Origin of the sequence: Mesorhizobium sp. M0500 (assembly GCF_040321165.1) — a bacterium.
Taxonomy (GTDB): Bacteria; Pseudomonadota; Alphaproteobacteria; order Rhizobiales; family Rhizobiaceae; genus Mesorhizobium.
On record NZ_JAMYRB010000004.1, the window covers coordinates 191,779 to 215,364 of the forward strand.

General features: G+C 63.3%; 24 protein-coding genes. 10 read left to right on the forward strand and 14 right to left on the reverse strand.

All coding sequences use genetic code 11. The features are described 5' to 3' along the window. The first annotated feature begins 48 nt into the window (after positions 1-48). Positions 49-942, forward strand: coding sequence for a LysR family transcriptional regulator (locus NKI70_RS10345; protein WP_023677278.1), 894 nt, complete (start codon positions 49-51; stop codon positions 940-942). A gap of 92 nt (positions 943-1,034) precedes the next feature. On the opposite strand, the gene NKI70_RS10350 is transcribed toward NKI70_RS10345, so the two are convergent. Beyond that, a complete protein-coding gene (locus NKI70_RS10350; RefSeq protein ID WP_352699487.1) occupies positions 1,035-1,463 on the reverse strand; it encodes a VOC family protein in 429 nt (142 codons plus the stop codon). A gap of 217 nt (positions 1,464-1,680) precedes the next feature. Here NKI70_RS10350 and NKI70_RS10355 point away from each other — a divergent pair, with 217 nt between their 5' ends. Then, on the forward strand, positions 1,681-2,883 hold the full coding sequence (locus tag NKI70_RS10355; protein WP_352569124.1) for an MFS transporter: 1,203 nt from the start codon (positions 1,681-1,683) through the stop codon (positions 2,881-2,883). Positions 2,884-2,980: 97 nt separating this feature from the next. Here the strand turns inward: NKI70_RS10355 and NKI70_RS10360 are convergent, their stop codons facing one another. After that, the gene (locus tag NKI70_RS10360; RefSeq protein WP_352690803.1) at positions 2,981-3,883 is read right to left on the reverse strand and encodes a sigma-70 family RNA polymerase sigma factor; all 903 of its coding nucleotides are present in this window, start codon (positions 3,881-3,883) and stop codon (positions 2,981-2,983) included. A gap of 202 nt (positions 3,884-4,085) precedes the next feature. On the opposite strand from NKI70_RS10360, the gene NKI70_RS10365 reads away from it, so the two are divergent. The 7 genes from NKI70_RS10365 (at position 4,086) to NKI70_RS10395 (ending at position 13,179) form a co-directional block, all read left to right on the forward strand. Beyond that, the gene (locus tag NKI70_RS10365; protein ID WP_352699489.1) at positions 4,086-5,492 is read left to right on the forward strand and encodes a DHA2 family efflux MFS transporter permease subunit; all 1,407 of its coding nucleotides are present in this window, start codon (positions 4,086-4,088) and stop codon (positions 5,490-5,492) included. A 435-nt stretch (positions 5,493-5,927) separates the two neighbouring features. After that, the gene (locus NKI70_RS10370; protein ID WP_352621374.1) at positions 5,928-7,121 is read left to right on the forward strand and encodes an acyltransferase family protein; all 1,194 of its coding nucleotides are present in this window, start codon (positions 5,928-5,930) and stop codon (positions 7,119-7,121) included. A 2-nt stretch (positions 7,122-7,123) separates the two neighbouring features. After that, positions 7,124-8,227 (forward strand): glycosyltransferase family 2 protein, encoded by a 1,104-nt coding sequence (locus tag NKI70_RS10375; RefSeq protein ID WP_352587150.1) that lies wholly within the window; start codon positions 7,124-7,126, stop codon positions 8,225-8,227. Positions 8,228-8,233: 6 nt separating this feature from the next. Beyond that, complete coding sequence (locus tag NKI70_RS10380) at positions 8,234-9,262, forward strand: glycosyltransferase family 2 protein (RefSeq protein ID WP_502897785.1); 1,029 nt, start codon at positions 8,234-8,236, stop codon at positions 9,260-9,262. Between the two features lie 9 nt (positions 9,263-9,271). Beyond that, positions 9,272-11,059, forward strand: a complete 1,788-nt coding sequence (locus tag NKI70_RS10385) for an ABC transporter ATP-binding protein (protein WP_352645515.1) — start codon at positions 9,272-9,274, stop codon at positions 11,057-11,059. A gap of 1,086 nt (positions 11,060-12,145) precedes the next feature. After that, a complete protein-coding gene (locus tag NKI70_RS10390; protein WP_023677289.1) occupies positions 12,146-12,361 on the forward strand; it encodes a hypothetical protein in 216 nt (71 codons plus the stop codon). A gap of 113 nt (positions 12,362-12,474) precedes the next feature. Next, positions 12,475-13,179: an SOS response-associated peptidase gene (locus NKI70_RS10395; protein ID WP_352587144.1), complete on the forward strand. Its 705-nt coding sequence runs from the start codon at positions 12,475-12,477 to the stop codon at positions 13,177-13,179. Here NKI70_RS10395 and NKI70_RS10400 read toward each other — a convergent pair. From NKI70_RS10400 to NKI70_RS10450, 11 genes are all read right to left on the reverse strand, one after another. Then, a complete protein-coding gene (locus tag NKI70_RS10400) occupies positions 13,176-13,436 on the reverse strand; it encodes a hypothetical protein (RefSeq protein ID WP_352621366.1) in 261 nt (86 codons plus the stop codon). The two genes, NKI70_RS10395 and NKI70_RS10400, sit on opposite strands and share 4 nt — an antisense overlap. Positions 13,437-13,439: 3 nt before the next feature. Continuing rightward, a complete protein-coding gene (locus NKI70_RS10405) occupies positions 13,440-13,700 on the reverse strand; it encodes a hypothetical protein (protein ID WP_352621365.1) in 261 nt (86 codons plus the stop codon). A gap of 212 nt (positions 13,701-13,912) precedes the next feature. Then, positions 13,913-14,062, reverse strand: coding sequence for a hypothetical protein (locus NKI70_RS10410; RefSeq protein WP_023677295.1), 150 nt, complete (start codon positions 14,060-14,062; stop codon positions 13,913-13,915). A 3-nt stretch (positions 14,063-14,065) separates the two neighbouring features. Further along, a complete protein-coding gene (locus tag NKI70_RS10415) occupies positions 14,066-14,395 on the reverse strand; it encodes a DUF2934 domain-containing protein (protein WP_352621363.1) in 330 nt (109 codons plus the stop codon). 127 nt (positions 14,396-14,522) lie between these two features. After that, positions 14,523-15,155 (reverse strand): BA14K family protein, encoded by a 633-nt coding sequence (locus tag NKI70_RS10420; RefSeq protein WP_352621361.1) that lies wholly within the window; start codon positions 15,153-15,155, stop codon positions 14,523-14,525. A gap of 160 nt (positions 15,156-15,315) precedes the next feature. Beyond that, complete coding sequence (locus NKI70_RS10425) at positions 15,316-16,077, reverse strand: ABC transporter ATP-binding protein (RefSeq protein ID WP_352699757.1); 762 nt, start codon at positions 16,075-16,077, stop codon at positions 15,316-15,318. A 37-nt stretch (positions 16,078-16,114) separates the two neighbouring features. Then, positions 16,115-17,113 (reverse strand): ABC transporter substrate-binding protein, encoded by a 999-nt coding sequence (locus NKI70_RS10430; RefSeq protein WP_352699759.1) that lies wholly within the window; start codon positions 17,111-17,113, stop codon positions 16,115-16,117. Between the two features lie 58 nt (positions 17,114-17,171). After that, the gene (locus tag NKI70_RS10435) at positions 17,172-18,020 is read right to left on the reverse strand and encodes an ABC transporter permease (RefSeq protein WP_352458210.1); all 849 of its coding nucleotides are present in this window, start codon (positions 18,018-18,020) and stop codon (positions 17,172-17,174) included. Between the two features lie 40 nt (positions 18,021-18,060). Further along, positions 18,061-19,425, reverse strand: coding sequence for an LLM class flavin-dependent oxidoreductase (locus NKI70_RS10440; protein WP_352587123.1), 1,365 nt, complete (start codon positions 19,423-19,425; stop codon positions 18,061-18,063). A gap of 52 nt (positions 19,426-19,477) precedes the next feature. Then, complete coding sequence (gene msuE, locus NKI70_RS10445) at positions 19,478-20,035, reverse strand: FMN reductase (protein ID WP_023677302.1); 558 nt, start codon at positions 20,033-20,035, stop codon at positions 19,478-19,480. A gap of 575 nt (positions 20,036-20,610) precedes the next feature. After that, positions 20,611-21,903, reverse strand: coding sequence for an Nramp family divalent metal transporter (locus tag NKI70_RS10450; protein WP_352724556.1), 1,293 nt, complete (start codon positions 21,901-21,903; stop codon positions 20,611-20,613). A gap of 236 nt (positions 21,904-22,139) precedes the next feature. On the opposite strand from NKI70_RS10450, the gene NKI70_RS10455 reads away from it, so the two are divergent. Continuing rightward, a complete protein-coding gene (locus NKI70_RS10455; protein ID WP_023677305.1) occupies positions 22,140-22,445 on the forward strand; it encodes a hypothetical protein in 306 nt (101 codons plus the stop codon). 104 nt (positions 22,446-22,549) lie between these two features. Here NKI70_RS10455 and NKI70_RS10460 read toward each other — a convergent pair whose 3' ends face one another. After that, the gene (locus NKI70_RS10460; protein WP_352724557.1) at positions 22,550-23,404 is read right to left on the reverse strand and encodes an aldo/keto reductase; all 855 of its coding nucleotides are present in this window, start codon (positions 23,402-23,404) and stop codon (positions 22,550-22,552) included. Between the last annotated feature and the right edge of the window lie 182 nt (positions 23,405-23,586).

Genomic DNA, 23,586 nt, shown 5'->3' on the forward strand with positions numbered 1-23,586 from the left:
GCGTATTAGGATCATCATGATCCATTCTTTCATGCCTGGAATTCCGGAATGACCACCATCCTCGAAAAGACCGCCGGTCTCGTCGCCTTCGTCCGAACCGTCGATGCCGGCTCTTTCCATGCCGCCAGCCGGCTGGTCGGCTCCAGCCCGTCGGCGGTGTCGAAAAGCGTGGCGCGGCTCGAGCGCCGGCTCGGCGTCAGGCTGATCCAGCGCTCGACGCGTCGGCTCGGGCTCACCAGCGAAGGCCTCGCCTACTACGAGCGCGTGGCGCCACTGCTAAGGGCGCTGGACGATGCCGAAGACATCGTCCAGATGGCCGATACGGCGCGCGGCCTGCTGCGCGTTACAGCGCCGGTCGAAATCGGTCGCGGCCTGATCGCGGCATGGGCGCAAGCGTTCCTTGCGCAGCATGGCGAAGTGAAGGTCGAGCTCAGCGTCACCGACCGTCACGCCGATCTGATCCGCGAAGGCTATGATGTTGCCGTGCGCATGGGGGCGCTGTCGGACACGGGGCTGGTTGCCCGCAAGATCGCCAATCTGCCGATCGTGCTGGTGGCCTCACCGGCCTATGTCGAGCGGCGCGGCCGTCCGGCATCGGTCGAGGATTTACGGGATCATGAATTCGTCCGCCACCAGATGGCTGGCCGGCCTTATCCGGTCACGTTTGCCGACGGTACGATGATCGTGCCGGATGGGCGGCTCGATACCGATGACGGCGGCGCCATCCGCAATGCAGCACTTGCCGGCGCCGGCATCGCGCATCTGATGCGGTTTGCCGTGCAGAACGATCTCGACACGGGTCGCCTGGTCCGCATCCTGCCCGAGGTGGCGATGCCAACCATGCCGGTGCACATCGTCCATGCGTACGGGCGACAGCTGCCGGTCCGGGCGCGGCTGTTCGTCGATTTCCTTGCAGGCCAAATGGCTGCGCTGACGCGATAGGGCAGACGCATGGTCTATGACGCAAACACCCAGCTTTTGCCGGAGACCAACCGTGCCGGCCGTTTGCGCAAGCGAATCACCCTTACCCGAAGCTAGAACGTGATCTTCACTGAATCGGCGCTGCGGTTGGCCGCGCCGTGGTGGACGGCCTCGATGTTGTTGCCGTCGGGGTCGAGCAGGAAGGCGGCGTAATAGCCGGGATGGTAGGATCGTTCGCCGGGCGCGCCATTGTCGGTGCCGCCGCCGTCGAGGCCGGCCCTGTAGAATGCGTCGACCATGGCGCGGTCCTTTGCCTGGAAGGCCAGGTGGTGGCGCCCGGTCAGCTTTCCCAGGGCCGCCGGGCTGTCGGGGCTGGAAATGAACAGCTCGTCGGCCCAGAAATAATCATTGCCGGCGCCACCGATCGGTATGCCGAGCACGTTGAGAACCGCCTCGTAGAAACGACGGCTGGCCTTGAGATCCCTGACCACCAACTGGAGGTGGTCGATGAGACGGCCGCGATGAAGTTCCTGATTTGCCATGCTTGACAGCTCCTGATCGCCGGTTGGAAATCTAGCTTCGAATGGTGCGCGGTCAATCCAGAAAGCCGTGGAATGGCGCCATCACGCCGACTGGATAAAAAATGCAACCGGATTGTCGGATTCAAGACATGTCCAACGTCCTTCGTACGCAAGCGGCTCGGCGGAGCTCGAAAAAGGTCGTGCCGTATCAACGCTTCCGGCATGGGAGAAAAGTGAAATGAGCCTTCCCTATCGTTGGGTTATCGTCGCGGCTGGCGCGCTGATGACCTGTGTCGCCCTCGGGGCGATGTTCTCGCTGGCGATCTTCCTCGAACCGATGGCGCTCGACACACAATGGTCGCGCGCCGGCATATCGAGCGCGATGACGCTGAACTTCCTGGTAATGGGTCTCGGCGGCTTCGCCTGGGGCGCCATTTACGACCGCTTCGGCGCCCGCATCGTCGTCATGACCGGCGCCGTGCTGCTCGGCCTGGCGCTGGTCCTCGCCAGCCGCACCGGTTCGCTGCTCGTTTTCCAGTTGGCCTACGGCGTGCTCGTCGGCCTCGCGGCAAGTGCCTTCTTCGCGCCGATGATCGCGCTGACCTCCGCCTGGTTCGATACGAACCGCAGCCTTGCCGTCTCGCTGGTCTCGGCCGGCATGGGCGTGGCGCCAATGACCATCTCGCCGTTCGCCCGCTGGCTGATTTCGGCCTACGACTGGCGCACCGCGATGTTCGACATCGGCATAACCGCGTGGGTGCTGCTACTGCCGGCCGCGCTTCTGGTGCGCCAGCCGCCCCAACCCGCTGCCGACAGCGCTACCCCAAGCGTTGCCGCCGAGGGTGCCGGCATGACGGTTCCGCAGGCGCTGCGCTCGCCGCAATTCATCGTGTTGGGACTGACCTTCTTTGCCTGCTGCGCGGCGCATTCCGGGCCGATCTTCCACATGGTGAGCTATGCGATGCTGTGCGGCATAGCGCCGATGGCGGCGGTCAGCATCTACAGCATCGAGGGCCTGGCAGGGCTGGGTGGCCGGCTGCTTTACGGCGTGCTTGCCGATCGGCTGGGCGTCAAGCCGGTGCTGATCACCGGGCTGGCCATACAGGCCGTGGTCATCGCAGCCTATCTTGCGGTCAGCGAGCTTGGTCAATTCTACACGCTCGCCGTCATCTTCGGCGCCACCTATGGCGGCGTCATGCCGCTCTATGCGGTGCTGGCGCGGGAATATTTCGGCCAGCGCATCCTCGGTACGGTGTTCGGTGCAGTAACCATGCTGTCCAGCCTCGGCATGGCTTTCGGCCCGCTCGCCGGCGGCATGGTGTTCGATGCCTATGCCAGCTATTCCTGGCTGTTCATCGGCTCGGCCCTTGTCGGGCTTGGCGCGATGGCGATTGCGATCGCCTTCCCGCCGCTGCCGCGCAGGGAGTTGCAACCGGCTTAAAGCAGGATCGGCGGAAAAGGGCGGCCGCTTGGATGGCAAGCGGCCGCGATCCAAAAATAGCTGGCAGTGTTTGTTCGGCATTATGAAACGCGAATTGCTATGCCCGCAGAGGCACCACCTCGGCGCCGTCAAGCGTGTAGCGCGCATAGCGGAAATCGCGAATTCTCGCCAATCTGTCGCCGGCCCATTCCAGCAGGATAAAGTATTTTAGCCCTCCGGCCGAGTCGTCCGGATCGATCACAAGAATGGCTGGCTGCCGATCCACCAGGCCTGGAAGCAGCCGCCAATCGTGGATACCCGCGTAATTATGGAAGTACCGGCCCACTTTCGTGCGGCCGCTCGCCCGGAGCCGGTTGACGAGGTCAAGCCGGACGTCCTCGGCCAGCATGTCGCGGATCGCATCGAAGTCGCGGGCGTTGAACCGCTCCACGTAGGCTGCCAGACGCGCCCGCTCGGGCTCGGCCAACACCGGCACAGGCCGATCGTCAGGCTCGCCGGAGACTTCGCGCAGGCGCAAACGGCCGCGATGCAGTGCGGCTTTCACCGCCGGAACGCTGCTGTCGATAATGTTGCCGATCTCTTCGATCGTATAGCCGAGCACATCCATGAGGATGACGCTGCTACGCTGCGCCGCGGGCAGGCGCATGAAAGTCTGCAGGCTTGCGGCTGCAGTGTGTCGACCCTCGGCCGACATACCGGGGTCAGGGATCATATCGATATCCTCAACGACATGCGCGGCATCCAACCTGGCACGACGGCGTAGGTGGTCGAGCGCGGCATTGTGCGCGATGCGAAACAGCCAGCCCTCGACATTGGCTATCGGCCCGGTCCCGGGGAACGCCTCGAGCGCCTTGACCGTAGCTTCCTGGACGACATCCTCGGCATCGATCACCGAACCGGTCATGCGGGCACAATAGCGGTGCAGTTTCGGCCGCAATTCGCCGAGCAGCCGGTCAAATGGCTCCCGTCCTTCTGGGGTGCCGGTTGCGGATCCGGTCATCGCACAAGGATCAATTTCATGCGTATCTCCCAGGCAGGGCGCCCGTCATCAGGCGCAGCGTCTTATAGACGCTCGACGATGGCAAAAGGATTCGGTCGAAAAAACTTTCTCTAGCTGGAATCCTTTGATGGTTCCTACGCGTCTCTGGATCACGGGCCCGTAACCTGGCGGGCCCTTTGTTCAAGCCGGAGGCGCCATAGTCATGAGCAAGCAAAGTGCGGGATCAACGAAGGTCTGGGTTCTCGCCCTCACGTCGATAGGCTCCTTGATGGTCGTTCTCGATGCGATGGTTGTGGCGACGGCATTGAGCACGATGCGGGTCGAGCTCGATGCCTCGCTGGAGACGCTGCAATGGACGATGAACGCCTATAATTTGAGTTTTGCCGTCCTGCTCATGACCGGGGCTGCGCTCGGTGACCGGTTCGGCCGCCGCCGTACGCTCGTTGCCGGATTGGCGTTGTTCGTCGCAGCGTCGGTTGCCTGCGCGCTCGCCGGCAATGCCGGATTGCTGATTGCGGCCCGTGCGATCCAGGGCGCAGGTGCCGCAATGGTCATGCCGCTGGCCATGGCGCTGCTGAGCGTCGCTTTTCCCCCGGAGGAGCGAGGCAAGGCGCTGGGTATCTTCAGCAGCATCACCGGCCTGGCCCTGATCATCGGCCCGATGGCGGGCGGTGCGATTTCCGAAGGGCTCTCCTGGCACTGGATCTTCTGGCTCAATGTCCCGGTCGGTATCGTTCTCATTCCGCTGGTGCTGCGTCGGATTCCGGAGAGTCACGGGCCGGGCACGGCAATCGATGTCCTCGGCGTCGTCCTGGTAACCGCGGCGGCATTTGGAGTGGTCTGGGGTCTGATGCGCGGCAACATTGTGGGCTGGAGCAGCTCTGAAGTGCTGACGGCGCTGACGGCCGGGCTGCTTTTCGCCATCGCGTTCGTCCTTTGGCAGCTGCGTACCCGTGAGCCCATGCTGCCTTTGCGGTTCTTTCGGGCGCGCGTATTCTCCTCGGGCGTAGGGGCGAACTTCCTGCTTTGCGCCGCCATGTATGGCCTCGTGTTCCTGTTGCCGCAGTTTCTGCAGTTTGCCCAGAGCCGTGAGCCGCTCGGCGCCGGCATGGGATTGCTGCCTTGGACCGCGACGCTTTTCGTGGTCGCACCGATCTCCGGCAGCCTGATCAACCGCGTCGGCGAGCGCTGGCTTGTCGTGGCCGGACTGATCCTGCAAGCGGCTGGAATGGCCTGGCTGGCGCAGATCGCCGCACCTGATCTGCCCTACGTCCAGCTAGTCGCCCCACTGATCATTACCGGTGCCGGCGTGTCGATGGCAATGCCTGCCGCGCAGAACGCGGTTCTCAATGCGGTCGCCCTGCCGGAGGTCGGCAAGGCTGCCGGCACGTTCAACACATTCCGCTTCCTCGGCGGCGTATCCGGGATCGCGATCGCCGGTGCGGTGTTCGCCGGCACTGGAAGCTTCTCGTCCACCGACGCGTTCAGCGATGGCTTCACCTCGGCAATCGACGTCTCCGCTCTGCTCTCGCTCGCCGGCGCGCTCGTCGGATTGGGGCTCCCGGAGCGTCGCGCAGTGGTGCTCGCGAATGCCAGCAAGGAGGCGTAACTCGGAGGCGGGAAGCTTGCGCTTGCTCCCACTGTTGTCGCGTTAACAGCAGCCGCGCCAGCGCAGCAAAAAGGTCGCCGAGCGTCGGTTGCCGGCCGGTCCTGTGGGGGGCATCTGTGTCCAGATCCAGATCTTGCGCGCCCGTGATGGCGGCGAACATGCTGCATCGCAGCACCCTGCCGCCGATATCGGCGGGCCAAGGGAGTGCGAGAAAATCGTCAAGAATGGATAATTCAGGCTGTTTCCTGCGGTTTTTTGGCTTTTATTAGCCGCGCCTCACGTTCCTGTTTCAAATGTGTCAACTTTTTGTGTTGCGTTGCACAATGATGGCCCTATTCTGCGCAAGGGGGGCGCTTCCGATTGGAAATGCGCCGTGAACGACGCCGCCATGTTGACCGATTGGCAGTTTCGCCGTCCCGCCGGCGTACGCCGCTAATGGGAAATGCGCGCGACACCCAATTGGACGCGCTGAGGGCCATCGCCGTGACGATGGTGCTGTACTCCCATTTCTTCGCGGCTGGAGGGTCCTCGTTCTGGGGCCATATCGGCGTGCGTCTGTTCTTCGTGCTGAGCGGCTTTCTGATCACCCGCCTGCTGCTCGAAGCCCGCTCGACCGCCGAATTCGAAACCGGACCGGCGCTGAGATCCTTCTATATCAGGCGGGCGCTGCGGATATTCCCGCCCTATTTCGCCGTGCTGGGTTTCGTCTGGCTGGTGGACCTGGAGCAGTCTAGAGGATCACTGGTCTGGCATGCGTTCTATCTGTCGAATTTCTGGTACGCGGCGCAGAATGAATGGACGCCCTGGCTGCTCTGCCATTTCTGGAGCCTGAGCATCGAGGAGCAGTTCTATATCGTCTGGCCGCTGATCGTCCTGCTGGCGCCGCGCCGGCGCCTGGAATCGATCTGCATCGGCGTTATCGTGCTGTCGCTGGCCTATCGGTTTTATTGGCCGATCGCTGGAACGCCGGGTTTGGCACGCGACCTGCTGCCGCCGGCGTCGATGGACGCATTGGCGTCAGGCGCGCTGCTTGCCGCCTACCGGTCAAGAACAGCCGGCTTGCCGCAATGGCTTCGAAATGGCTGGCCGGGGCTCGCTGTGGCGTTTTTCGTTCTGCAGTGGTTTGCGCCGGCGCCGGCAAATCCGGTGCAGGAATGGGGCCTCTGGCTGCTGTTGCAGATACTGCCTCTCGTACCGCTGGTGGTCATCGTTGCAAGCTGTTCGACAGGGGTTGGCGGCTATATCGGAAAACTTCTCGAACTGCCGCCGCTGCTTGGCCTTGGCCGCATCAGCTACGGCGTCTATCTCTACCATCCGATAGTGCTGGCGCTGGTCGTCAAATCGCAGCCGTGGATCCCGCTCAACGTCTCGGAACAAGGGCCGGGACGGTTCCTGGTCGCGGGAACTGCGACGCTCATGCTGGCCTCGGTCTCGTGGCTGCTTTTCGAGAAGCCGCTCAACAGCCTCAAACGCCACTTCCCCTATGTTGCTCGAAAGGGCCGCGGCGCCATCCCGGCAGGCATCGACGTGGGCAATGCCGGATGGCTCGCGGCGGGAGCATATCCGGGCAGGCCGCTCGATGGCGCATCACGCTTCCCCCGCAAGCTGCAGCGAACCGATCGGAGCTGATCATGGCTGCTCCCTTGGTGTCCGTCGTGCTGCCGATCTACAATGCCGGACCTTATCTCGCCGCTGCGCTGGGCAGCATCCTGCGGCAGGATTACGAGCGTCTGGAGGTCATCGCCATCGATGACGGCTCGACCGACAACTCGCTGCAGATCCTGCAGAAATACCGCCAGGCCGACAGCCGCATCTCGATCATCTCACGCGAAAACCGCGGCCTGATCGCAACTTTGAACGAAGGCCTGGCCGTGGCGCGCGGCGATCTGGTCGCCAGGATGGACGCCGACGACATCGCCTATCCCCAGCGCCTGTCGCGGCAGGTCGCGCTGTTCAACCAGCAGCCTGACCTCGCTCTATGCGGCGCGGGTTTCGATACCTTGCTCGGCAACCGCGTCGTCAGGGGTTCGCCCGATCCGATATTCCAGGACAATCCGCTGCGTATATTGTCGATGTTCTTCACGATCTTCATGCATTCCACCGTGGTATACAACAGGAATGTCATAGAAGAAGATGTTCTATATTACGATACCAGCTACAAGCATGCCGAGGATTTCGACCTGTTCAGGCGGCTGACCGACCGCTACCCGGCGGCCATGAGCCCCGAAAGCCTGATCGCCTATCGTATCCATGACGACAGCGTGACCAACAGGCACAAGCGCGAAATGCGCAGGACGCATTTGAAGATCGTCGCCGAGAACCTTGAGCGCGAAGGGCTCGTACAAGAGACGCAGGACCTCCGCGGCATCGGTGAAGTCCTGTCGATGGACACGGTTCGCCGTGCCGCCGAATGGATCCTTTCGCTTGAAGAAAGGATTGCCGCGCTGCCGGCCGAGACGAGGCCGAGCTACCAGGCTGGCACGCTGAACCTGTTCTATTTCCTCTATCAGCTGATATCGGGGGAAAGACAGCCGCTGCTGATGCACGAATTCCTGACGCGGACGGCGAAATGGAAACTCATCCGGCGGCGCGAGCAGTACGTGTTTCGCACCGGTGCCTTCGCGCCGCGTTTCAGTCTCGCCTCGATGTCGGTCACCAGGCAGGTGGATGCCCTGTCGCGGTATCTGCAATCCGTGCCGGCCGCGGCGGTTTTGCCTTCGAACCAGTTGAGCTAGCAGCGCATGTTCGTCAAATCCCATCAGCTCCAGCAGCGCGGCCGCTCGACGGTGCCGGCGGCCATGTCGCCCCGGCCGCAGCACGGGCCGGCACCGGAGGTCAGCTTCATTGTCTGCACACGCGACCGCGTCAACGTGCTCGAGCCTTGCATAAAGTCGATCCAGGCCGCGTGCCGCGCCTACGCTGCCTTCTCTGCCGAACTGGTGGTTGTCGACAACGGTTCCACCGACTGCACAGCAGAGCGGCTGGCCAGCATCGCCGAACTTTCGGACATTCCGTTCACGGCTATTCGCGAACCGCGACCTGGACTGGCGGCCGCGCGCAATGCCGGGCTCGAGCGCGCGCGGGGCCGCGTGCTGGTCTTCGTCGATGACGATTGCGCGGTCCACAAGGATTATCTGCGCGATCTGCAGCGGCACTATGCGGCCGGCGAACGGGTCATCCGCGGCGGCCGCGTCGAGATCGGCGATCCCCGCGACCTGCCGTTCACGATCAAGCGGTCGTCGGTGCGCGCGCGGCTTACCCCAGACGTCCATCCCGGCGGCTTCGTGCTTGGCTGCAACATGACGATGCACCGCGATGTTGCAGCCCGCATCGGCCGTTTCGACGAACGGTTCGGCGCCGGCGGCCCGCTGCGCTCCGCCGAGGATACGGACTATCTCGTGCGGGCGGTGCTGCTCGGCATTCCGGTCGAATATGTGCCCGACATGACCATCTATCACCATCACGGCCGGCGCGACCGCAAGGCCATCGAAAAGCTGCACCGCGACTACAGCATGGGCAATGGCGGGCTTTGCCTGAAACATATCCGCCACGCGCCGTGGCTGCTTCGCCATTTCTACTGGTCTATGAGGGCGGCCTTACGCGAACTGAGGAAAGGCCCTCTGTTCGACCGCGAACTCAAGCTGTCGCACTGGCCGATCGTCGGCATGAATTTGCTCGGCGCGGCCAAGTTCGCGGTGCTTTTGCTGGCGAAATCGCCGCAACCGGCGCAAATGCGACAGGAGCAACAGGCAAATGCCGAGGCGAGGTGATCCGCCACCATGCGATTGATGCCGCCCAGCCTGCCGATGCTGCGCCGCGCGCTCGGAAGAAAGCAGTTGCGCCTGCTTCCTGCCGTGGTGGTGCTCGGGCTGCTCAGCGCCGCGCTTGAAGGTTTTGGTATCGGCCTGATCATTCCGTTGCTGAACATAATCATGGGGCAACAGGGGCAGACCGGCATGGCTGGCTTCTCCGCCGTCTTCCAGCATGTCGGATCGAGCTTGAGCGAGCGCGACCGGCTGATCGTCATTTCGGTCGCCATCCTCGGCTCGATCGTGCTGAAGAACCTGTTCGCCTTTGCCAACACGCTGCTGACCACCTTCATCTACGGCAAGGCAAGCCATTCGATCCGCAGCGCGCTGTCGGAGCAGCTGCTGCGGGTGGGCTACCCGTTCTTCCTGCAGCAAAGCCCCGGACGGCTGCTCAACATCATCTCCAACGAATCCTGGCGGGCCTCGGATGCCATCCAGATCACGCTGGGAGCAATCGTCAACGCGTCGGCCGCAATCATCCTCCTGACCTTCCTGCTGCTCCTGTCGTGGCAGATGACGCTGCTGGTGACGCTCGGGCTGGCGCTGGTCCAGGTCGCGCACGCCGTGCTGTCGGCCAATCTGAAGGCGCCGAGCCGCAGCGTCGCCTCCCGCAACAGCCAGCTCGCATCGCAGATGCTGCATCTGGTGCATGCCGGGCGGCTGATCCGCATTTTTGGCCAGGAGCAACGCGAGAAAGCGGCTTTCGACCAGGCATCCGACGCGGTGCGCCGGGCGGCCTTCGTGCTTTTAACCCGCCAGGGAGCGTTGCCGCCGCTGACCGAGGTTCTGCACGCCATGCTGTTCCTGGCGGTGGTGATCGGCGCCTGGTTCGCCAATGTTTCCTTCCCGCTGATCGTCGCCTTCGTCATCCTGCTCTACCGGCTGCAGCCCTACATGCGGTCGCTGCAAATGGCCTGGAGCCAGCTGCAGGGCCTGAGCGGATCGCTGGAAGAGGTGACGTGGATGCTGGACCCGTCCGACAAGCCCCAGCCGCCGCAAGGCAGCGCAGCGTTCCCCGGGCTCAGCCAAGGCATCAAGTTCGAGGACGTCACCTTTACCTATTCCGGCTCGGAGCAGCGCGCGGTGGTGCTGCATGCGGCGAGTTTCGATATCGGTAGCGGCCGCTCGACCGCGCTGATCGGCCGGTCGGGCGCCGGCAAGACGACGATCGTCAACCTTTTGTGCCGCTTCGTCGAACCGGATAGCGGCAGGATTCTCGTTGATGGATCGCCTCTGGACCGCATCGACCCCAGCCAATGGCGAAAGCACATCGCGCTCGCCAGCCAGGAGCTGGAGCTGGTCGACGGCACGATTTTCGACAACATCATCTACGGCCAGGACGCGGCCTCGGCCGATGACGCCGAGCGCGCGGCAAAACTGGCCGAAGCGCATGGCTTCATCGAGCAACTGCCGCAGGGTTACTGGACGGTCGTCGGCTATCGTGGCGTCAATCTCTCGGCGGGACAGCGGCAGCGGATCGCGCTGGCCAGGGCCCTGGTGCGCGATCCCGATATCCTCATCCTCGACGAAGCCACCAATGCGGTGGACGGCCTGTCGGAAGCGGCAATCGTCGAGACGCTCAAGTCGCGCGCCGGCCGTCGCACCACCATCGTCATCAGCCATCATCGCAGCACCATCTCGTTCTGCGACGACGTCGTGATCCTGAGCCACGGCCGCGTGAAAAAGCAGGCACCCTTCGCCGCCCTGGCGACGCTCAGCATGGACGAGCTTTACCAGCACGAGGCGCTGGAAGGCTGAGGGCGACCCCGCTGCATGCGCGCGCTGGGAGGTCGTCTCGGATGTCAAGCCAGGTCAAGCATCTCAGGGGCGAGGAAGACCTCCGCCATACGTCTCTACGGGATTTCTGGGATGATGAGTGATCCCGAGCTTACCCGCTTTCCATCTGGAGCGTACCGAACCAAGGGTCCGCCTGCCAAATCCAGCAATGGCAGGCGGACCCTAATCAGCGCATGAAGGGACTGATTCTGCGCCGATGTCTCCTCGAGGAGGTGACGCCATCAACTGAAGACGGGCGCAGTTGTTCCCGACGCCGGCCGTACACAAGACCATTGCGCAGGCAGGTCAGACTTAGGTCCCTGTAAACGCGCATCGCTGGCTGGAGTGAACATCGGATCGGCTCGGTGGTAGCGAAACTTCGGCCGGAGATAGATGCAGCCATTGGGTTCCGGGGCATGACCGGCTCGGCGCTGATGATGGGCGGCGATCGATCCCCGCACGACTGATGCCGAGGGGCGCTTGCAGTCCTGCGGAATACGCATCCACCGGCGCCAGTGAAGTTGTCCAAGCGGTACGGGCTCAGCGGTCGTCAAGCTGTTGCTAATATGCAGCACAGGCAGCGCTCTATGAACGGGGTCGCTTGGAACCGCTACCTCCGACCAACCGTTAGTGTCACAATGACAAACCAAAAAGTGAGGCTGATGATGGACCCGATGCAAAACAACACGTTGGAGATCTGGTGTCTTGCGGCCGTTCCGCTATCACTACTCCTTACGGTATTATTAGCCGGATTTATCCTTTAGCTGGACCCAACGAGGCCGGCTGCGGACCGGGGCCCGGAAGATGAAAATGCCGGCCATTTAGGCACGCTAGGCGTCGCGGACACCTCGTAGCACCAGGCCGTGGCAGCCTTTCCAACATTGCCATCATAATCGGCTCTTTCGACCGGTCCGGTCGGCGGCGATTGCTCGCAGGCCCGTTGCGAGGGCGAGCATGCGAGCTCGTACGTTTTTTACACAATCTGTGATTGGTGGACTCGCCCGCCGCCATCGACGTTAATTTTGCGTTAGCGACAGGAGGGGGGAGATCGCTAACGGGAGGAAGAAAATGAAAGAAAACTACGATCTGACGATCGATTACGACGAACCTTACGACAACAAGCCTTACGATCTAGCCACATTCGCAAGGAAGCACGGGCTCAACATTCGAGCCGCCGAGCTTCTTCTTTTCGCCAAAGGCCCGTCTCGAGCGGCCTGCGATGCCGCGGCGAGGGCTTTTCTCGCGGCGGTAGCCGCACAAGCTATGAGACAATCGGCGCGGTAGGTCTCACAAAGCCATTGCTGACACGGCCTGCCGTGTCAGCAACTCAACGGACAGCGCTGGAAATTCCGGGCCGTTTCCAACAAGATGCCTGAGCATCCGGGAACGGCCTGAAAATGTGCAATCTCTACAACATCACGACCAGCCAGGAGGCTATCCGCCAGTGGACCCGCGCCTTGCGCGACATCCTCGGCAATCTCGAACCCTCCATCGACATCTATCCCAACCAGCCCGGCCCGGTGGTGCGCAACGCGCCGGACGGCGAACGCGAATTGGCCAATCTGCTGTGGGGCATGCCGACGCCACTGGAGCGGGTCAAGGGCAAGGCCGACTATGGCACCACCAATATCCGCAATCCGCAATATGGCCATTGGCAGCAATATCTCGGCATCGAGAACCGCTGCGTGGTGCCTGTCACCAGCTTCGCCGAGCCCAGCCCGACGCCCGGCGACAAGGACCCCGAGACCGGCATTCAGCGCAACTACTGGTTTGCACTCGGCGAGGACCGCCCGCTATTCTTCTTTGCCGGCCTGTGGACGCGCTGGCAGGGCATTCGCAAGATCAAGGACGGCCCCGCCGATCACCAGGTCTATGGCTTCATGACGACCCAGCCCAACGCGCTGATCGCGCCGATCCACGAGAAGGCGATGCCGGTGATCCTGACCACGCCGGAAGAAACCGAGGCCTGGCTCACCGCGCCGTGGTCGGAGGCAAGGCACCTGCAGCGCACGGCGCCCGATGACGCGCTGGTGATCGTCGACAAGCCGGCGACACAGATCAAGTTTCCGCAGCAGGCGCCGGTGCAAGGCTCGTTGTTTTAGCGCTTGAACTTCTGCAGCACCCAGATGTAGCCCTTGGGTGGATGGTCCTGGTCGATGAACTGCGTCTTCACCGTCGTGTCCTTGCGGCTGCATCGTTTGCACCTGAACCCGATCGCTTCCAGCGGCTTGTTCCAGCCCACCACCTGGGCCACGTCATTCGCCCTGAAGCGTCCGACATGGTAGCAATGGCCGCACTCCACGATGAGCAGCATGTTGGCCTTGGCGGCACGCCCAACGCTGTCCATCGGCCCGGCCATGGCTCATTTCCGGGTCGAGTAATCCTCGGGGAGGGGAAGCAGGCCAAGCTCCGCCATCCGGTAATCGGGCTCCTTCTCCGCGACGCTGGCCAGCACCTCGTGCAATTTCTCGACAAGCCCGCAAAGCTGCCAGAACAGCTCGCCATGCGCCTTCAGATGCAGCTGCGACGACAGCACCGTCTTGCGCAGGCTCAAAGTGTCCCTGATGATCGCCTCCGCATCCCTCGCCGACAGCCTGTCAAACCGGCTTTTTCGTCTGCCCATCGCGGCTCTCCTCGATTTGTGAGCAACCGCCCCGCCTACTGACAAATAGGAAGGCATTCCTCGCAGAGTCAATTCGCTCTTGACATTTTTGTTCCCGTTTTGTTCAATTTCAACAGGAACGCTGGAGGCACCGCCAAGGACCACATCGTGACGCTGGACAGCCTAGGAGGCTGCCCTCCGGCGCGGCTGCCTGGGAAGCGACAGCACGCCCCTCAATGCCTCTTGAAATACTGCACCTCGCGTTCGTGCTTTTCGGCGGCCTCGCGGGTATCGAAGGTGCCGAGATTGCGGCGCTTGCCGGTCTTTTCGTCCTTCTTGCGCGAATAGAGGCGGTATTTTCCGTCCTTGAGTTTTCTGATCATCTGTCACTCCCCGAGCCGCTGCTTCCCCTTAAGGTTGCGCGCGGCTTGTTCGATAGCCGCCCTGTCGTTTCCCAGCCTGTCGATCAGCTCCTGCGCCTGTTCGCCCGATATGCCGGTGCGCACCGCCAGGGCCTCCACCGTCAAAACGTCGGAGCTCGCGACCTCGCGGGTTTCCGGCAGGGCATCGCCTGCCGTCAGTGGCAGGGCTGCCTCCCTGTCGATCTCGGCCTCGGCCTGGTGCCAGTGCCGCTTGGGATCGCCATGGATCCCGCCTTCGCGTTCCCAGATCTGGTATGCGCGCTCACGAATCTTGTCTTCCCGGTCGTCGCCCATGTTGACTTCTCCTTTGGGTATCGGATGAACGCCGCGCCAACCCGAACGATCCAAGAAATCTGCGTGATCGTTGGGTGGGTCGCACAAGGCGCCATGCACTGCGGCCGCCAGCCACCCCCCGGCCTGCCTACTCGCACTGCCTGCGCGGCCCCCCGGAATACGGCTGATAGCTGTTGTCCTCCGGTCGATATGACCGGTAGCGGCTGAAGCAGTATTGCACGTGATCGGATGAGAGCTCGGCGGCGCCGGTTTCGTCCGATGGCGGGTAGCCCTCCAGTGACGACCTATCGCTCGCCTCGACGTAGCTGCCGTCATCGGTGATGTCGAGATAGGGCGAGATGCAGGGGCGCTGTTGTCCGCTGTAGGACGTGTAGCGGTTGTCGTCCGGCCGGTAGGAGCGGTAGCGGCTGGCGCACCATTCGACATGGGCGGCGGGTAGCGTCTGCTGCTCTTCCGCTGGTGGCTGGGTAGAGCCGGTCGCGGTGATGTCGGTTGTCGACGCTGCGGCATCGGCGGGTTTCGAGCTGCGATCAACTTCCGAGGTGCGAACGGGGACCGGGCGGGCCGGGAGGCGCTCGAGGCGCTGCGAGGCCGGGTTCACCGGTCGCGGGTCCTTGGCCCACAGTTCGGCGACGCTGGAGACCGGGGCGGCCGGCCGTACCGGCTTGGCTATTAGAAGCCAGGTGGCGAAGGCGAGGCCGCTGGCGAATACGGCAAGCGTCAGCACGAAGCCGCCAAAGATTGCGAACAAGGCTTTCATGCCGCGCTCCTTCGCCTCCCGGTTAAGGAAATGCGGGGGCGGGGAATCCGGTTCCAGGAAAGCGCGGGGCACTCAAAGAGGGGCCCCTCTCCGTCTCGGCTTCGCCGAGACACCTCTCCCCGCTTCGCGGGGCGAGGAACCAAGGCCTCTTAGGCGGCTTTCAGTGCAGGCCGAATTCGCGCAGCAGTTCCTCGCGGTAGCGTACGAAACGGCTTTCGCTGCGCTCGCGCGGGCGGGGCAGGTCGATGTCGATCAGCCGCGCCGCGCCGCCTTTCTCCTTGGGCAGGATCAGCACCCGGTCGGCAAGGTAGATCGCTTCCTCGAGGTCGTGCGTCACCATCACCATGGTGACGTTCTCCTCGCTCCAGATGCGCGCCAGTTCCTCCTGCATGCCGATCTTGGTCATCGCGTCGAGCGCGCCCAGCGGCTCGTCAAGCAGCAGGATTTCGGGCTGCACGGTCAAGGCGCGGGCGATGCCGACGCGCTGTGCCATGCCGCCCGATAGCTGCCGGGGAAAGGCATCGCTGAATTCGGCGAGGCCGACGAGCGCGATATAGAAGCGCGCCCTTTCCTCGGCCTCGGCCTTGGGCACGCCGCGCACTTCGAGGCCGAAGGCGACATTGCCGAGCACGGTCAGCCAGGGCAGCAGGCGCGGTTCCTGGAAAATCACCGCACGCTCGGCACCGACGCCGTGCACCGGCTTGCCGTCGATGGCGACGCCGCCGCTGTCGGCAGCCTCCAGCCCGGCTAGGATGCGCAGCAGCGTGGTCTTGCCCGATCCGCTGGCGCCGACGATGACAAGGCACTCGCCCGAGCGGATGTCGAGGTTGAGGGTCCTCAACACGGCGAGCGAGCGCCCGCCGATGCTGAACGATTTGGACAGGTCGCGTATGCTGACCTGACCGCCGCTTGTGCTGCTCATCGCGCGCGTCTCCCAACTGGTTGGTCGGTCGCTTTTGTCAGTTGGTCTTGGTTTCGCCCGGCCGGTAGAGGATGTCTGTTGCCTTCAGCTTGCCCTTTGGCAGGCGGCCGTCGCGCTCGAGCACGCTGACCCAGAAGTCGATGTCGCGGTCCGTCGCCTTGGCGCCCTGGCGCAGGCCGAAGCCGGTCCAGTAACGCGCCAGCTCGCCGTTCTCGCCGCGCTTGTCGAGGATGTTTGCCAGCACCTTGCGCGCTTCGTCGGGGTTCTGCAGCGACCAGTCGGAGGCGCGCGCCGATTGTTCGACGAAATTGCGGACGGCGTCGGGATGCGCGGCGATGAAGTCGCGCCTGAGCACGACGAAGCCGCCGGCCAGCTCGCCCAGCACGTCGGTGTCATTGAACACGCCACGCACGCCGCCATTGTCGACCAGCGCCCCGGCAAATGTCGCCTGCCAATAGCCCAGCGCCGCGATGTCGACCTGGCGGGACCGCAAGGTCTGTTCGAGCTGCGGTCCGGGCACGACGACGAGATTGGCGGCGTCCGGCGACAGGCCGACGCTGTGCAGCGCCTCGCGCACGGTGTAGTCGAGATGGGCGCCGAGCGTGTTGACGGCGATGGTCTTGCCGGCAATGTCGGCGATCGATTTGATTGGGCTGTCGTCGAGCACGTAGAAGACGCTGCGCACCTTGCTGTTGATGCCGTTGCTCGGATAGACGGCGACGAAGTCGTTGCCGCCGGAGATCGAATTGATCACGGCGGCGGTTGCGGCCGAGCCGATATCGACGCTGCCGGAGGCGAGCGCAAACAATGATTCCGGGCCGCCGCCGGAATAGCCGACATTCTCGACCTCGATACCGAGGCCTTTGAAATAGCCGAGCTCGCCGGCCAGCTCATGCGGAGAGATGCTGCCACGGCTGGCGAGGGAGCGGAAGTTGACGGGTGCCGCTTCGGCAAAGGCGAAGCGCGGCAGGCCGGCGGCGAGAAGGCCGGCGGCGAAGGGCGCGCCGGCAAGCAGGGAACGGCGGGTGATTTTCATGGTTCGGGTCTTTCTTGATTTGAGTTCTGGCCTGGTTGAGATTGGTAAGGGCGGGTGGTCAGTCGACGGCATTGCTCCAGCGGCAGAGCCGGCGCTGCAGGCTGACCAGCGCCTGGTTTGCAATCAGGCCGAGGCCGGCGAGGATGACGATTGCCGCAAACATCAGCGGGATCTGGAAGTTGTATTGCGCGTTCATCACCTGGAAGCCGATGCCCTTGTTGGCGCCGATCATTTCGGAAGCGATCAACAGCAGCAGCGCCGTGGTGGCGCTGAGCCTAAGCCCAACGAAGATCGACGGCACGGCGCCGGGCAGCACGACGCGACGGAAGACGGTGAGCTGCCTGGCACCATAGACGCGGGCCATCTCCAGCAGTTTCGGATCGACTTGCTTGACGCCGCCGATGGTGTTGAGCAGCAGCGGGAACAGCGTCGCCCAGAAGATGACGAATACCTTGGACGCCTCGCCGAGCCCAAGCAGCAGGATAAATACGGGATAGAGCGCCAGCGCCGAGGTCTGGCGGAAAACCTGCAGGATGGGATCGAGCGCGGTTTCGACCGTGCGCACCTGACCCATGAACAGGCCAAGTGGGATGGCGACCAGCACGGCGGCCGCGAAAGCGAGACCGGCGCGCTGCAGGCTGATGGCGATGTCGCCGAGCAGAGTGCCGCCGGCCAGCCCCTTCCAAAGTGCTGCGACAATCATGTCGATCGGCGGCAGCACGGCCGCGTTGACCCAGCCCGCGCTGCTCGACACTTGCCAGATTGCGAGGAAAGCGATGAGGACGCCGTAGCGCGACAGGAAGCGGATGCCCGCCCGGCCACCGAGGCGCAGGAAGTCCGTGCCGAGGCTTGTCGTGCTGTCAGGCGTGCCGAGGCTGGCGGCCTGTTCGATGTGCTGCAAGGTCATCGTCTTGCCTCCTGCTTGGAAAATATCGGGCTTCTCGGGATTATTCGGCGGCCAGCACCGCCGAGCGGGCGGCGGTCCAGGGGTTTTCCGGCCGCCTGAGGCCGAGGTTCTCGCGCAGTGTCCTGCCTTCATAGGCGGTGCGGAACAGACCGCGGCGCTGCAGTTCGGGGATCACCAGCTCGACGAAGTCGTCGAGCCCGCCGGGCAGCCAGGGCGGCAGGATGTTGAAGCCGTCGGCGGCTTCGTTGCCAAACCATTCCTCCAGCTGATCGGCGACCTGCGTGGCGCTGCCGATGACGGTATAATGGCCGCGGGCCGTTGCCACCCATTGGTAGAGCTGTCGGATGGTGAAGTTGTGCTCGTCGGCAATCTGGCGGATCAGCGCCTGGCGGCTCTTCATGCCTTCGGTCTCCTTGCTCGGCGGCAGCGGTCCATCGAGCGGATAGCCGGTGATGTCGAGCGTCTGGCCGGCCAGCCCATTGAGCAGGGCGACGCCGTCTTCGGGCAGGATGAGATCATTCAGTTGCTGGTACTTGGCACGCGCTTCTTCTTCGGTGCGGCCGACGAAGGGTGCCACGCCCGGCATGATCAGCACCTGCTCGGGATCGCGGCCGACGGCCGTCACGCGCGCCTTGATATCGCGATAGAATTCCTGCGCCGACGCCAGGTTCTGATGGGCGGTGAAGATGACTTCCGCCGAGTGGGCGGCGAGCTTGCGACCGTCTTCCGATTGCCCCGCCTGCACCACGACCGGGTGCCCCTGCACCGGGCGCGGCACGTTGAGCGGCCCTTTCACGCTGAAATGCGCGCCCTTGTGGTCGATGTCGTGGAGCTTGTCCTTGTCGTAGAAGCGCCCCGATTTCTTGTCGCGGATAAAGGCATCGTCCTCCCAGCTGTCCCACAGCGCCTTGACCGTCTCGACATGCTCATGCGCGCGGGCATAGCGCTCGGCGTGGGCAGGCTGCGTCTCGCGATTGAAGTTGCGCGCGGTTTCGTCGCCGGCCGAGGTGACGACGTTCCAGCCGGCGCGGCCATTCGACAGATGATCGAGCGAGGCGAATTTGCGGGCGAGCGTGTAGGGCTCCTCGTAGGTGGTCGAGGCGGTAGCGATGAAGCCGAGATGCGTGGTGAGCGGCGCCAGCGCTGCAAACAGCGTCACCGGCTCGAAGCCGGCGATCTTGGCATTGCCGCCTTCGCGGGCTCCGAGCCCGACCGTCAGATTGTCGGCGAGGAAATAGGCATCGAACAGGCCGCGCTCGGCGGTCAGGGCGAGCTGCTTGTGGAACTCGAAATTGGTGGCGCCGTCGGCCGGCGCCTCGGGGTGGCGCCAGGCGGCGATATGCTGTCCGCCGCCGGGCAGGAAAGCGCCCAGTTTGATTTGCCTGGATTTGGTGGATCTGGTCATCGCGGCGTGCTCCTGGACGGATCGGAAAGGGGATCTCGGGTCAGTGGTGCGTTCAGGCGGCAAGGCCGACGCCGTAGGGCACCCCGGTTACACGGCATGCCTCGGCGACCGCCTGCCGGGCGCGGGCGTGGATGGCTTCCGACACCAGCACGCCATTGGCAAAATCCTTGTCGGAGGCGTAGATCGCGGTCGGTACGGTCAGCGCCTCGAAGAAGCCGAACAGCGGCCGCAACTGGTGCTCGACGATCAGCGAATGGCGCTCGCCGCCGCCGGTCGCGGCGAGAATGACGGGCTTGCCCCTCAGCGATGACGGATCGAGCAGGTCGAAGAAGTGCTTGAAAAGCCCGGTATAGCTGCCTTTGAAAGTCGGCGAGCCGGCCACCAGGATGTCGGCGCCCAGCAGCCGTTCGACGATGTTGCGCGCCGCCGGGTCGAGGTCGCCGAGGCGCCTTGCCTGCGGCAGAGACGCGCCGAGATCCTCGATGTCGAAGACGGCCGAGGCCGCGCCGATGCTTTCGGCGGCCTGCCCGACAATGTGGCTGACGAACGCCTTGGTCTTCGATGGCCGGGTCAAATTGCCCGACAGCCCCACTACGAGCTTTTTCGACATTCCTGGCTCCCTCTCAAGCGCTCTATTTTAAGATCTTGGTTCTAGCGATCTATTTTAAGTCTAGAGAGTTTGTAGAATTAAAAGAGCGAGAAAATTTCAAAAGCAGCGCGGTGAGCGAACTGAGTTTGCGGAACACCGCCCGTTATTGGTTCATTCAACGCGGCGTACCGCGCCGGCGCAGTGCATCGACCAGCGATGCAAAGGCCTGCCAGCACCTTGTCCCTCGGGCTACGGTGAGTCAGGCCAATTTGATTCAAATCCGGCTGTGGATATTTGCTTTTAGCTAAATCGAGGCGGTCATCTTGCCGGCGGGCGGGCAACAGGGAGATGCCTATGACAAGCGACTTTGCCGCCGCACACCTGCACCTTGAACGAGCCTGCCACTATTTGAGCGGCGAGGACGAGACGAGCCGCACGGCTCGTGCGGCTCTGGATCTCCTGATCGATGCAATTGTCGCAGCGCAATACAAGCGGCCGGTGGGAGATGTTGTGGAGTTTCCAAGGCCGGCAAAGCTGGGGCAATCCGCAAGCGGGAACGGGTAATCCAACTAGCGGCGTCCCTTGTCCTGCCGGATTTACATGAACCAGGTGGCCACCAGGCCGATCGTCGCCGAGAAGATAGCGGCGGTCGTTGCCCAACCGAGTATGTTGGTGCTGCGGCTGTTCACCTGCTCCCCCATGATCCTGCGGCTGTTCGTCATCAGCATGATGAGCAGCAGCAAGGGCGGCGTCGAGAAACCCTGAACGATGCCGGACCAGATCAGCGCCTTCATCGGATTGAAGCCGAGGAAGTTGAGGCCGGCGGCGATCGCCGTAAAAAATCCGATGGCGAGATAAAATTTGGGCGCCTCTTGAGCCCGGGCGTGCAGGCTGTTTTTCCAGCCGATGGCTTGTGCCACATCATAGGCAGCGCCGGTGGTCATGATAGGAACCGCTAGGAAACCGACGCCGATCACGCCTGCGGCGAACAGAACGCTTGCGGCCTGGCCGGCGAGTGGGCGCAGCGCCTCCGCGGCTTGCGCGGCCGTGTCGATATCGTGGTGGCCCGCCTTGTAGAGCGTAGCACCCGTCGACAGGATGATGAAATACATGATGAGATTTGAAAACATCATGCCGATGAGGATGTCCCGGCGCGAGCGGCGGAGTTCGCCGGCGGTGGCGCCCTTCCTTTGCCTGAGCGTCGTTCGCCCTTGGGCAATCTCCTCCTCGACCTCCTCATTGGACTGCCACGTGTAGAGATAGGCGGACAGCGTCGTGCCGATGATAGCGACCAGGATCGACAGGAACTCGCGATTGAATTCGATCCTCGGAAGCAGCGTCCCGCGCAGCACCGCCGCGGCGTCCGGCTTGGCCAGAATGGCGGCACCGACATAGGCGAGCAGCGCCAGCGCCAGCCAGCGAAAGATGTTGCGGATCAAAGTGTAGGAGCCGAAAACCTGGAGGGCGAAGATGAGGGCGGCGACGAACAGCACGATCAGCGGAATGGGAAGCGGCACGAATATGTTGATCGCCGCCGCCATTCCACCAAGATCGGCCGCTGCCTCGATGGTGTTGCCGACGAGCACACCCAACAGCACCGACCAGAGCAGCCACCGCGGGTAGAAGTCCTTGATGACGTGGAACAATCCGCGCCCCGACACCTGGCCGAGCTTCGACGACAGATAGACGACCGCGTACATCATCGGCAACGTCACCGGAGCCGTCCAGAGCAGGTCGGGTCCGAAACGGGCGCCGGCACTGGCATAGGTGCCTATCGCGGAACAATCGTCGTCGGCCGCCCCTGTTATCAGGCCGAGGCCGAGCGCTCGTCCTATGCCGCCTTTGCCCTCCTTCGGTGGGATGGAATGATCGGAACCGGCCTGCCTCATTGCGACCGGACCGGGTTGCGAACGAAAGACGCGGCCTGCCATGCAATAATGGTAAGGATCGGTCGCGGCGCTGGTCTCATTTTGCTTCCTTCCACAACTTGCCCAAACCCGGCGTGCCATGACTTGTTCCGCGACGACCGGACAGGGGTTTTGTCTCAGGCAAAAAAGTTCGGGTTGACCGCTTCCGAACGCGAAGCGACTATCCGTTCGAGGCGAAGATCGCAGGAGGAAATGCAATGGACGAGCCCGGTCAGTGGCGCCACATGTCGAGCGCGCCAAGGGACGGCAGCAGAATCCTTGTCACGGTTCGGCCGTCCGAACAGGGTCCGGCCGAGGTCGACATGGCTTACTGGGCCCGCGCCGATCAGTTCGGCAGCGAAGGCTGGCGCGCCTCCGACTCGTCTCCAGGACGCATCGTCGAATATGCCGAACCCGAACTGAAATGCTGGATGCCGCTGCCGTCGGCCAATCTCAGCAAGGGATCGATGCCGAGCCCCTGGGAGGGCGAAGATGTGCCGCTGGTGGATGGCTCCGGGATATGAGCTAGCGGGAAGGTAGTTTTGATCGCTGGCTGGACAGCGCCTCCCTCTGTCCTGCCGGACATCTCCCCCACAAGGGGGGAGATAGGCAGCTTCACTGTCGGCCCTCAGAACAGGAATGCAGCTGTAGCGGGGTTCGGGCCGGTGCGGCCGTCGGGCGAATCCATGCCCCGGATAAGCTCGAGGTCCTTCGCTTCCAGCTCGAAATCGAAGACATCGAAATTGGCGGCGATGCGGTCCTGGTGGATCGACTTTGGAATGACGATCAGCCCTTCCTGAAGGTGCCACCTGACGATCGTCTGCGCCACCGACTTGCCGTGTTTCCTGGCGATGCTTTCAAGCGTCGGATCGCTCAACAGCCGGCCGCTGCCCAGCGGGCTCCAGCTCTCGATGCGGATGTTGTGCCTGTCGTGGAATTCACGTTTGTCACGCTGCTGGAAGCGGGGGTGGAGCTCGATCTGGTTGACGGTCGGCGTGACGCCGGTCTCGCCGATGATCCCTTCGAGGTGGTCCTGGTTGAAGTTCGAAACGCCGATCGACTTGATTCGGCCTGATTGCCTGAGTTCGATCAGCGTCTTCCAGGCCTCGACATATCTGTCCTGGCTGGGCACCGGCCAATGGATCAGGAACAGGTCGATCTGTTCGATGCCGAGCTTGCTCATCGTTTCGTCGAAGGCGCGCAAGGCGGCGTCGCGCTGATGCGCGCCGTTGCGCAGTTTCGAGGTGATGAACAACTCGCTTCTCGGGACGCCGGCCGAGCGGATCGCCTGCCCGACACCTTCCTCGTTCTGATAGCCTTCGGCGGTGTCGATCAGCCTGTAGCCGGCCTCGATTCCCCAGCGCACCACCTTGGCGGTGATGGCTGGATCGACCTGCCACACGCCGAGGCCGATTTGCGGAATGGCGGAGCCGTCGTTCAATCTGATTTGTTCAGGTCTATTCAGGGTAATCTGTTCAGGCATGTTCAGGTCCTTCTGCATCGTTCCGCCCGGCGCAGGCTCTATCTAGTCTGAATGGCCGCCAAAGCCAGTCGATATCAGGAGAATGTGAGGAGACGGACGTGAAGCGCTGATCCTCCGCTTCGGGCCGACAGCTCTCTGTGACCCACGAGCTCCAGGGAACTCTATGCAGGACGACCCCACTA

Coding starts and splice junctions, on each gene's coding strand:
- NKI70_RS10345 (WP_023677278.1), top strand. CDS start 49: ATGACCACCATCCTCGAAAAGACCGCCGGTCTCGTCGCCTTCGTCCGA.
- NKI70_RS10350 (WP_352699487.1), bottom strand. CDS start 1,463: ATGGCAAATCAGGAACTTCATCGCGGCCGTCTCATCGACCACCTCCAG.
- NKI70_RS10355 (WP_352569124.1), top strand. CDS start 1,681: ATGAGCCTTCCCTATCGTTGGGTTATCGTCGCGGCTGGCGCGCTGATG.
- NKI70_RS10360 (WP_352690803.1), bottom strand. CDS start 3,883: ATGACCGGATCCGCAACCGGCACCCCAGAAGGACGGGAGCCATTTGAC.
- NKI70_RS10365 (WP_352699489.1), top strand. CDS start 4,086: ATGAGCAAGCAAAGTGCGGGATCAACGAAGGTCTGGGTTCTCGCCCTC.
- NKI70_RS10370 (WP_352621374.1), top strand. CDS start 5,928: ATGGGAAATGCGCGCGACACCCAATTGGACGCGCTGAGGGCCATCGCC.
- NKI70_RS10375 (WP_352587150.1), top strand. CDS start 7,124: ATGGCTGCTCCCTTGGTGTCCGTCGTGCTGCCGATCTACAATGCCGGA.
- NKI70_RS10380 (WP_502897785.1), top strand. CDS start 8,234: ATGTTCGTCAAATCCCATCAGCTCCAGCAGCGCGGCCGCTCGACGGTG.
- NKI70_RS10385 (WP_352645515.1), top strand. CDS start 9,272: ATGCGATTGATGCCGCCCAGCCTGCCGATGCTGCGCCGCGCGCTCGGA.
- NKI70_RS10390 (WP_023677289.1), top strand. CDS start 12,146: ATGAAAGAAAACTACGATCTGACGATCGATTACGACGAACCTTACGAC.
- NKI70_RS10395 (WP_352587144.1), top strand. CDS start 12,475: ATGTGCAATCTCTACAACATCACGACCAGCCAGGAGGCTATCCGCCAG.
- NKI70_RS10400 (WP_352621366.1), bottom strand. CDS start 13,436: ATGGCCGGGCCGATGGACAGCGTTGGGCGTGCCGCCAAGGCCAACATG.
- NKI70_RS10405 (WP_352621365.1), bottom strand. CDS start 13,700: ATGGGCAGACGAAAAAGCCGGTTTGACAGGCTGTCGGCGAGGGATGCG.
- NKI70_RS10410 (WP_023677295.1), bottom strand. CDS start 14,062: ATGATCAGAAAACTCAAGGACGGAAAATACCGCCTCTATTCGCGCAAG.
- NKI70_RS10415 (WP_352621363.1), bottom strand. CDS start 14,395: ATGGGCGACGACCGGGAAGACAAGATTCGTGAGCGCGCATACCAGATC.
- NKI70_RS10420 (WP_352621361.1), bottom strand. CDS start 15,155: ATGAAAGCCTTGTTCGCAATCTTTGGCGGCTTCGTGCTGACGCTTGCC.
- NKI70_RS10425 (WP_352699757.1), bottom strand. CDS start 16,077: ATGAGCAGCACAAGCGGCGGTCAGGTCAGCATACGCGACCTGTCCAAA.
- NKI70_RS10430 (WP_352699759.1), bottom strand. CDS start 17,113: ATGAAAATCACCCGCCGTTCCCTGCTTGCCGGCGCGCCCTTCGCCGCC.
- NKI70_RS10435 (WP_352458210.1), bottom strand. CDS start 18,020: ATGACCTTGCAGCACATCGAACAGGCCGCCAGCCTCGGCACGCCTGAC.
- NKI70_RS10440 (WP_352587123.1), bottom strand. CDS start 19,425: ATGACCAGATCCACCAAATCCAGGCAAATCAAACTGGGCGCTTTCCTG.
- msuE (WP_023677302.1), bottom strand. CDS start 20,035: ATGTCGAAAAAGCTCGTAGTGGGGCTGTCGGGCAATTTGACCCGGCCA.
- NKI70_RS10450 (WP_352724556.1), bottom strand. CDS start 21,903: ATGAGGCAGGCCGGTTCCGATCATTCCATCCCACCGAAGGAGGGCAAA.
- NKI70_RS10455 (WP_023677305.1), top strand. CDS start 22,140: ATGGACGAGCCCGGTCAGTGGCGCCACATGTCGAGCGCGCCAAGGGAC.
- NKI70_RS10460 (WP_352724557.1), bottom strand. CDS start 23,404: ATGCCTGAACAGATTACCCTGAATAGACCTGAACAAATCAGATTGAAC.